The organism is Pelagirhabdus alkalitolerans (genome assembly GCF_900096905.1).
GTDB lineage: Bacteria > Bacillota > Bacilli > Bacillales > Amphibacillaceae > Pelagirhabdus > Pelagirhabdus alkalitolerans.
Map to the genome: position 1 here is coordinate 1 of NZ_FMYI01000017.1, position 8,896 is coordinate 8,896.

At 38.4% G+C, this 8,896-nt stretch carries 10 protein-coding genes and 1 other RNA gene; 8 read left to right on the top strand and 3 right to left on the bottom strand.

Going from position 1 to position 8,896, the window contains the following annotated elements; translation table 11 throughout:
• Positions 1-522 precede the first annotated feature (522 nt).
• Positions 523-1,335, top strand: coding sequence for a pyrroline-5-carboxylate reductase (gene proC / locus BLR62_RS12215; protein ID WP_090797394.1), 813 nt, complete (start codon positions 523-525; stop codon positions 1,333-1,335).
• Between the two features lie 52 nt (positions 1,336-1,387).
• Here proC and BLR62_RS12220 read toward each other — a convergent pair whose 3' ends face one another.
• The 3 genes from BLR62_RS12220 to BLR62_RS12230 all read right to left on the bottom strand — a co-directional run bounded on the left by BLR62_RS12220 (position 1,388) and on the right by BLR62_RS12230 (position 4,127).
• A complete protein-coding gene (locus BLR62_RS12220; protein WP_090797397.1) occupies positions 1,388-2,053 on the bottom strand; it encodes a deoxynucleoside kinase in 666 nt (221 codons plus the stop codon).
• Positions 2,050-2,691: a deoxynucleoside kinase gene (locus BLR62_RS12225; RefSeq protein WP_090797399.1), complete on the bottom strand. Its 642-nt coding sequence runs from the start codon at positions 2,689-2,691 to the stop codon at positions 2,050-2,052. Before BLR62_RS12225 ends, BLR62_RS12220 begins: the two co-directional genes overlap by 4 nt.
• Positions 2,692-2,843: 152 nt before the next feature.
• Positions 2,844-4,127: a glycoside hydrolase family 18 protein gene (locus BLR62_RS12230; RefSeq protein ID WP_090797401.1), complete on the bottom strand. Its 1,284-nt coding sequence runs from the start codon at positions 4,125-4,127 to the stop codon at positions 2,844-2,846.
• Positions 4,128-4,275: 148 nt separating this feature from the next.
• Between BLR62_RS12230 and tadA the strand changes: the two genes are divergently transcribed.
• The 7 genes from tadA (at position 4,276) to BLR62_RS12265 (ending at position 8,520) form a co-directional block, all read left to right on the top strand.
• Positions 4,276-4,800 (top strand): tRNA adenosine(34) deaminase TadA, encoded by a 525-nt coding sequence (gene tadA, locus BLR62_RS12235; protein WP_090797414.1) that lies wholly within the window; start codon positions 4,276-4,278, stop codon positions 4,798-4,800.
• A 74-nt stretch (positions 4,801-4,874) separates the two neighbouring features.
• Positions 4,875-5,140, top strand: an RNA gene (gene ffs / locus BLR62_RS12240) — signal recognition particle sRNA large type.
• Between the two features lie 141 nt (positions 5,141-5,281).
• On the top strand, positions 5,282-6,991 hold the full coding sequence (gene dnaX / locus BLR62_RS12245; RefSeq protein WP_090797403.1) for a DNA polymerase III subunit gamma/tau: 1,710 nt from the start codon (positions 5,282-5,284) through the stop codon (positions 6,989-6,991).
• Between the two features lie 29 nt (positions 6,992-7,020).
• The gene (locus BLR62_RS12250) at positions 7,021-7,347 is read left to right on the top strand and encodes a YbaB/EbfC family nucleoid-associated protein (RefSeq protein WP_090797405.1); all 327 of its coding nucleotides are present in this window, start codon (positions 7,021-7,023) and stop codon (positions 7,345-7,347) included.
• Positions 7,348-7,360: 13 nt separating this feature from the next.
• A complete protein-coding gene (recR, locus tag BLR62_RS12255; protein ID WP_090797407.1) occupies positions 7,361-7,957 on the top strand; it encodes a recombination mediator RecR in 597 nt (198 codons plus the stop codon).
• Between the two features lie 5 nt (positions 7,958-7,962).
• A complete protein-coding gene (locus BLR62_RS12260) occupies positions 7,963-8,187 on the top strand; it encodes a YaaL family protein (RefSeq protein WP_245719470.1) in 225 nt (74 codons plus the stop codon).
• 78 nt (positions 8,188-8,265) lie between these two features.
• On the top strand, positions 8,266-8,520 hold the full coding sequence (locus tag BLR62_RS12265; RefSeq protein ID WP_090797411.1) for a pro-sigmaK processing inhibitor BofA family protein: 255 nt from the start codon (positions 8,266-8,268) through the stop codon (positions 8,518-8,520).
• The last annotated feature ends 376 nt before the right edge of the window (positions 8,521-8,896 follow it).

Genomic DNA, 8,896 nt, shown 5'->3' on the forward strand with positions numbered 1-8,896 from the left:
TTTATTCTACAGGGAAACTCACTTGTTTTCTATATTCAAACGAAAAATGACGTTAGTGAGTTTTTTATCTCACCAACGTCATTAATTGTACAACCGATATATGAAATGCTTAGCTAATATTTAGCTAAGCATTTTTTAATGGTATAATAAATAAAAGGCTTAATATATCACTAAATTATATGTAGGGGTAAAGATACAATTCAACTCGCTACTTTTATAAAAAGCTTGCGTGTGATTGACCACTCGCTTCCCGCGGGCACGGCCTCAACTAACTTAGGAAAGAATGGCACTTCCCTAAGTGGATTTTCGGCTCGTGCTATTTCCGCAGGCGTCTCGTTGTCACTACACGGTTGACTAATAGTATGTAAACTCTCAGAAGAGCTACACAATTGTTTTAACGTGAATTCTGTTATAGTCAAAGCCTATAATGTGTAATGAAATAAGTGTGTATGACCCCAATCTAATATTTGTTTTAAAACAAAATAAAATGAACAATTAAATCGATCGAAAGCAGGTGTTTATATGATAGAGAAATTAACGTTTATTGGTGCAGGTGCGATGGCTGAAGCTCTTATTTCAGGAATTGTTTCGGATGGCCTCTTGGAACGTGAGAAAATATTAGCGACGAATAAGAATGATCCGAAGCAACTGCAAGCTTTAAAAGATACTTACGGCATTCGTGTAAGTGAGGATACAAAAGAAGCGATGAAAGATGCAGAGGCGGTTATACTCGCGGTGAAACCGAAAGACAGTCAAGCGGCTTTAGAAGAGATTAAGCCGTACTTAGGTGATGAGGCGGTTGTGATTTCAGTGATGGCGGGTGTTTCAACACAATCCATTCAAGAGATGCTGGGCAAAAGCCAACCAGTTATTCGTGTGATGCCGAATACTTCAGCGATGATAAAGGAAAGTGCGACAGCGATTTGCCAAGGTACATATGCGACCGAAGCGGATTTAAACTTGGCTCAATCGTTGCTTAAAACAGTCGGGTTAGTTGATGTTGTGAAAGAATCCGATATTGATGCGATTACAGCGATTGCAGGAAGTGGACCTGCTTATATGTATTACGTCGTTGAAGCGATGATGTCTGAAGGCGTTGAACTTGGTTTAGATGAAGATGTGTCAGAGGCTTTTGTTTATCAAACGATCTTAGGTGCTGCTAAAATGTTACAAGCCTCATCTGATTCACCCAAAACGTTGCGAGAAAAAATTACAAGTCCTAACGGCACAACTGAAGCCGGATTACGTACATTAGATGAGTATAATGTTAGCACTCATATTAAAGAAGCGGTAAGAGCAGCTCATAAGCGTTCGATTGAATTAGGTAATCAATAATAAAAAAATGAAAGACGCACGTGCAAAACAAGCACATGCGTCTTTTAATTCGTTACTGTAAATGACGTGAATGATTAATAAACACGCCGACTTTTTCTAAGATCGATTCGATTGATGATTCGTCGTTGACAAGGTCATAATCAGAAATATTAATCCGTAAAATCGGACAAGCATTAAAACTGTTAATCCAATTTTCATAACGGCTGTGCATCTCTTCCCAGTAAGATACAGGCGTTTGTTGTTCCATCGGACGTCCTCTTTCTTTAATACGACCCACGACATCATCGAGAGATCCTTCCAAGTAGATCAATAAATGAGGATGAGGGAAATAAGGTGTCATGACCATCGCATCGAACAGGTTACGATAGGTTTCGTAATCTGTTGCTGTCATCGTCCCTTTTTCATAATGCATCTTTGCAAAAATGCCTGTATCTTCATAAATGGATCGATCTTGAATAAAGCCGCCACCATATTCAAAGATCCGCTTTTGTTCTTTAAAACGTTCAGCTAAAAAGTAAACTTGTAAATGAAAACTCCATCGCTTGAAATCATGATAAAATTTATCAAGATAAGGGTTAGTATCAACTTTTTCAAGAGAGGTTCTAAAGTTTAAAGCTTCAGCTAATGCATGTGTCATGGTTGACTTTCCTACACCAACAGTTCCAGCTATCGTGATGACACTGTCGTGAGGAATGTTATATTTTTCTCGTAAATTCATGAATTTTGTACTCCTTCGTAAAGATAAGGTTTAATTTGATCAAAGATTGCTTCTAAGTCATCTTGGTGTTTAATAAAATCGATTGTATCCCCATCAATTCGAATAACGGGAACATCTGGGTGGTTTTTCTCGAATGCATCCATGTACTGTTTGTAGTCTTGTTTTAATTGTTCGAGATAGGAAGGCTGTATCTTTTCTTCAACAGCGCGCGCACGTTTATCAATGCGATCGAGCAGTGTGTCTAAACTCGCATCTAAATAAATCAAAACATTTGGCTTAGGCATGTCTTTAGTTAAGATATGATAAATTTGCTCATATTTCTCGTATTGATTTTGGGCGAGTGTACGTTTAGCAAAAATCATATTTTTCATAATATGATAGTCGCTAATGACTGGCTTGTCCGTTTTTAAATAATCTTTTTCGATATCTTCTAATTGTTTGTATCGATTACATAAGAAGAACATCTCCGTTTGAAAGCTCCAAGCTTCAATATCGTCATAAAACTTACCTAAGAAAGGGTTCTCTTCGACAATTTCTTTTAGTAAGTGAAAATCAAATCGTTTAGCAATTTTACGCGCTAAAGACGTTTTTCCAACGCCAATCGGGCCTTCAACTGCAATAAATGGTACCCGTGTCATCTTGTTTCCTCCTTAAACATGCGTCCATAGCATAAAGATACTTTTCGGCATGTAAATTAAAGCAAAGACTATTTTAACATAATAGCGTCCTTTTTTGGTGAGATTTTAACGATGAAAACAAGCTCCCACCTAATAAAGGTGGGAAAGTCAATTTAAAATTTCTTAATTTGAAATTGATCATTTAGAAGCTCCCAATTTTGAGGGAAATTAAGACCCAGTTTCCAATAGCTAATCCCTCTTAATTTCTTTTCTTTGATGAGATCAAATTTCGCTTGAATAGATCTGGCATCTTCAAACCAAACTTCATGTCGATTCCCTTCTTCATCTGTATATTGAAAATAAGGGGCTTGTGCGGTTTCATCAAATTCAATGCGTTGTTGTTTTTGTCGAGCTAAATTTGTCGCTTGTTGAGGGCTAAGGGCTCTAGCCAATCTCACCTCAGGTTCAACAGGCAAAGTCCAATCATATCCATATAAATTTTGCCCTAAAAGAATCTTACTCGGGCTCATCTCGGTTAAAGCATAATTGACGACGGATCGGACTTGATTGATCGGAGAAACGGCCATCGGTTCACTTCCGCTATATCCCCATTCATAAGTCATGAGCACGACAAAGTCAACAATCTCACCGTGTGCTCGGTAATCATGTGCTTCATACCACGGCCCTGTCATATCGGCACTGGTTTTTGGAGCCAATGCTGTTGAGATTAAAAGTCCTTCTTGATGCAGTCGGTCCCTAGCAAGAACGAGAAATTGATTGTAATCTTCTCTCACTTCAGGTGGCAAAAACTCTAAATCGAAGTGAACATCACGGTACCCAATACGCTTCGCTTCTGCAATAATTTCATTTAAAAGGGTCTCTTGAATAGTGGGATCGGTCACAATTAAACGCCCTAACTCTGCATTGAAACTGCCATCTTCTAAGTTTGTCACTGTTAACATTAAAGCCGCTTGATTATTTCTTGCAATTTGTGGCAAGGAATCAAGAGGTGGCTTTCTTAATGTGCCATCACGTCTTACTTCATAGCTAAAAGGTGCTAAATAGCTCAGATAAGGGGCACGTTTTTCTGTCACTTGGATCAACTGATCACTAACTGCCTCGCCTCTTGGTTCAACATAAGCATTCACTTCAATTTTGTCTTTTGTTTCTTCTGGTAAAGTTAATGTTTGGCCAATTTCGAGTGGTGTTTGAATATTGAGGTTATTGATGCTTGCGAGTGCTTCAACCGTTGTATGAAACTGTCTTGCTATTTTGTACAAAGAATCACCGGCCACAACCGTATACGTGTTCATTGTTGGAATAACAAGCGCTTGATTAATGATCAGTGCATCACTCTCTGTCATGTCATTGGCACGTGCAATCGAATCAACTGTTACATTAAATTGATTCGCTATTTGATAAAGTGAATCACCTTGCTTTACAACATAAATCAACATCTATTCATCGCTCCTTTAGATTTATCATCACGTTAGCCTATGCGAGATCGCTCATTTCGGTGACGTTACCTATATACTTGAAAATTTGTTAAACTAAAAAAAGATCAATTAAAATGTAATGGAGGGAAAATAGATGGCTGAGGAACAAATGACTGATGAAGATTATATGGAACTTGCTTTAGCAGAAGCGATCAAAGCTGCTCAATTAGGAGAGGTCCCAATTGGAGCCATCTTAGTACATGATGAAGAAGTTGTAGCAAGTGGGTTCAATTTACGTGAAGCCCTTCAAACAACAGCTTCACATGCAGAAATGATTGTGATTGATAAAGGGAATGATTACTTAGAAAGCTGGCGATTAGAAGACTGTACACTGTATGTGACGCTTGAGCCCTGTCCGATGTGCTCTGGCGCTATTTTACAATCACGCATTCCACGTGTTGTTTATGGTGCTAAGGATCCTAAAGCTGGATGTGCTGGCTCCATTATGAATTTATTAACGGATGATCGTTTTAATCATCAAGTCGACGTTACAGCTGGTGTATTAGAAGAGGCATGTAGCCATTTGTTGAAGGATTTTTTCAAAAAATTACGCGAAACAAAGAAATCACAGCCTGAAAAAGAAGCGGAAGTCATTTCAATGGCAGATTATAAGGAAAAAAATAACAACAGTTAAGCATTGCATTTTCATTTGAAACACTTTATACTAATAAATGCGTCAGAGGACGCACAATTTTGTTATCAATCTTGCCGTGCTAGGTGGGGAGGTAGCGGTGCCCTGTACTCGCAATCCGCTATAGCGAGACTGAATTCCCATCTGAGGTATACAATCATAAAGTCTGCCATAAGGAATTGGTGTTGACGTTTGGGTCCTGCGCAACGAAGACCCGTGAACCCTGTCAGGTCCGGAAGGAAGCAGCAGTAAGCGGTATTCTTTCGTGTGCCGCAGGGAAGCCTGGACTGAGCCATGAACTTGTGTAACGTTTAGGATTGTATCATCGACGATGGGTGCACGGCGTTATATAATCTATACACTCTTACCTTAATCGGGTAAGAGTTTTTAATGTTTAAAGAGAATTTTATCGTTATCATTCACATTTAATAATCAAATCAGTTATAATAGGGAAGAATGATCAACAGAGAGGATTAGGCTAATTATGAGTTATCAAGCTCTTTATCGCGTGTGGCGACCGCAAAACTTCGCTGATGTTGTGGGACAATCTCATATTACGAGAACGCTGAAAAATGCGATTGTAAAAGAGCAATTCTCACATGCTTATTTATTCTCAGGTCCACGAGGAACAGGAAAAACAAGCGCGGCTAAGATTTTTGCAAAAGCGATTAATTGTGAAAAAGCGCCAGTAGAGGAACCTTGTGGTGAATGTTCATCATGTGAAGGCATCCAAACAGGTGCTATTTCGGATGTAATGGAAATCGATGCTGCATCGAATAATGGTGTTGAACAAATTCGTGATATTCGCGATAAAGTGAAATATGCACCGACCGCTGTTCGCTATAAAGTTTATATTATTGATGAAGTGCATATGCTATCGATCGGTGCTTTTAACGCATTATTAAAAACGTTGGAAGAGCCACCTAAGCATGTTATTTTCATTTTGGCTACGACGGAACCACATAAGATTCCACTTACGATTATCTCAAGGTGTCAACGGTTCGACTTCAAACGAATCACTCAGCGAACGTTAATTGACCGGATGAAGACAGTTATGAACGATTCATCTATTCAAATTGATGAGTATGCTTATCAAACCATTGCACTCGCTGCTGAAGGCGGGATGCGAGATGCTTTAAGTCTTCTTGACCAGGCGATCTCATATAGTGAAGGACAGGTCACGTTAGATGATGTGTTAGCTATTACAGGTTCTGTTGCACAGACACAATTGACGCGCTTAACGGAGTTATTAGTTGAAGAGTCGATTTATGAAGCCCTTCGTGAGGTCGATCAGTTTATTCAAAATGGTAAAGATCCCGGTCGGTTTATTCATGATTATATTTACTTTCTTCGTGATTTGCTCGTCTATCAAAGTGCTGGTGATGTCGAAGATTTATTAGAACGATCCATGATTGATCCAGCTTTTAAAACACTTTCAGATCAGTTATCACCTGAATGGATTCAAAATGCGATTGCTGAACTAAATCAATGCCAACAGGATATGCGGTGGACGAATAGCCCGAAAGTATTTATCGAGATCGCTATTTTAAAATTGGCTGAGACAAAGACAGATCAAGGAATGAACGATCAACAGCCTGAACAAATTTTGCAGTTAACGAAAAAGCTTGATAAACTCGAACAAGAATTAAAACAAATAAAAGAAAGTCCAGCTACAAAACAACAAGAAACAGCATCACCAAAACCGCAAAAACGTGCGCCAGTGTCTAAAAACAGCTATAAGATTCCACATGAGCGAATAAGGGATGCATTAGAACGAGCTGAAAAGCCGCATCTAAAAACGGTTCATAATCAATGGCCAGCGTTTATGCAGCGTCTTAAGCAAGAAAGTGCACCAGCAGCTGCGACTTTACAAGAAGCTAAACCTGTAGCAGCCGCGTCTGATGTCCTCATTATTGCGTTCAGGTATGATATTCATTGTTCACTATCATTAGATCATAAAGAGAAGATCGAAAACTTGCTATTAGAATTAACATCACAACCGATGACGTTTATTCCGATTCCTGAGCCGGCGTGGCAGAAGGTACGTCAAGATTTCTTAGCAAAGCAACAACGTCAAGAGACAGATAGTGATTCATCTCAGGAAGAAACGTCGTCTCAAGAAGAAGATCCTCTTATTGCAGAGGCAAGAAAGCTAGTCGGTGATGATTTATTAGAAATAAAAGATTCACAATAAAATAAAGGAATTTTCAAGGAGGAATACCCATGCGTGGTAACCAAGGTAATATGAATAAAATGATGAAACAAATGCAAAAAATGCAAAAAGACATGATGAAAGCTCAAGAAGAACTTCAAGAAATGAGCTTTGAAGCAACAGCAGGTGGCGGTATGGTCAAAGTCATCGCTAATGGGAAGAAAGAAATTGTCGATGTAACGATTAATGAGGAAGTTGTTGACCCAGATGATGTTGATATGTTGCAAGATTTAATTATTGCTGCAACAAATGAAGTACTAACTAAAGTAGACGAAACATCAAATGAAAAAATGGGCAAATTCACCCAAGGCATGAATTTACCTGGAGGCATGTTCTAGGAGGGGATTGTTAGTGTATTATCCAGAACCGATTTCAAAGCTGATTGACAGCTTTACAAAATTGCCAGGGATCGGACCGAAAACAGCGGTTCGACTGGCTTTTTTTGTTTTAAATATGAAAGAAGACGATGTGTTAGACTTCGCAAAAGCACTTGTCAATGCTAAACGAGAGTTAACGCATTGTAGCACATGTGGTCATATTACTGATCAGGATCCGTGTTCAATTTGTAGTGATGGGACAAGAGATGAATCCGTCATCTGTGTCGTTCAAGACCCTAAAGACGTCATTGCTATGGAAAAAATGCGAGAGTTTAATGGTCGCTATCATGTTCTTCATGGAACGATCTCGCCTATGGATGGCATTGGGCCTGAAGATATTAATGTACCACCACTGATCGATCGGTTAAAAGACGAAAAGGTAAACGAGCTGATTTTGGCCACGAATCCAAATGTAGAAGGCGAAGCAACAGCGATGTACATTTCACGCTTAGTTAAACCGTCAGGCATAAAAATATCACGAATTGCGAGTGGCTTACCTATGGGTGGCGATTTAGAATATGCTGATGAAGTAACGCTATCCAAGGCCATGGAAGGAAGACGTGAACTTTAAAGGACGTGATCACGTTGTTTAATAGGAAGAAAAAGAAACGAGAACTCGAACAACAACTGTTAACAGATATTTTTAAGCTTCAAAAAGATTGGATGCACATAAAAACGATTATTGAAAAAAGTGTAGAACCCAGCGATGAAGGGTTATACGAATTAAAGGTTGCCCAAGCTAAATATTTTTATCTTCTAGGTGAAGCAAGACGATTAGGTATTCATGCACATCAACGATAATGTTGGTGTGTACTTTTTTTATGATGGACAGCATATCGTAATGGTGATTACCTTATCTTTTTAGAGGAGGATGAAGAGATGAACACTTTATCTATTGCTTTGATCATGTCATTAGTTATTGGTTTTATCGTTTTTAAAATGAAGCTATTTGAATGGTTGTTTAAAGTGTCTGTTAAATTAATTATTGGCGCAATGGCTTTATTTATTCTGAATATAGTCAGTGGTTACTTAGGCGTGTATATCCCGATTAATCTATTCACCTCGCTTTTTGTCGGTCTATTAGGTATTCCAGGTATTATTGCTCTAGGTCTTTTTCAATTTTTCATCGTATAAAAAGAAGTTTAATTTAATGGATAGAGTGGAAAAATAATAACTAGGTGTGAAGGTTAAACTTGTATAGAAAGAGGCGTTTTAAATTCTTTTAAAAAAATGCTTGTGTTCTCTTTTCTACACGTGTTATATTATTCAAGCACTGTTTTTCAGATGCCGTACCACAACCTAATAAGGAACAACATCTTTATGAAAAAGAATTTAAACAAATTTCGAATAAGTATTGACTTCGATAGGTTATCCGTGGTACTATAAAGAAGTTGTCGCGAAAAAAGACAACGTAAATTGATCTTTGAAAACTGAACGAAACAACCAGTACGTTAAGAAATGAAGTAAGACAAAAGCTAGTGCTTTTGAACCGAGTTTAGATAAACTTAAC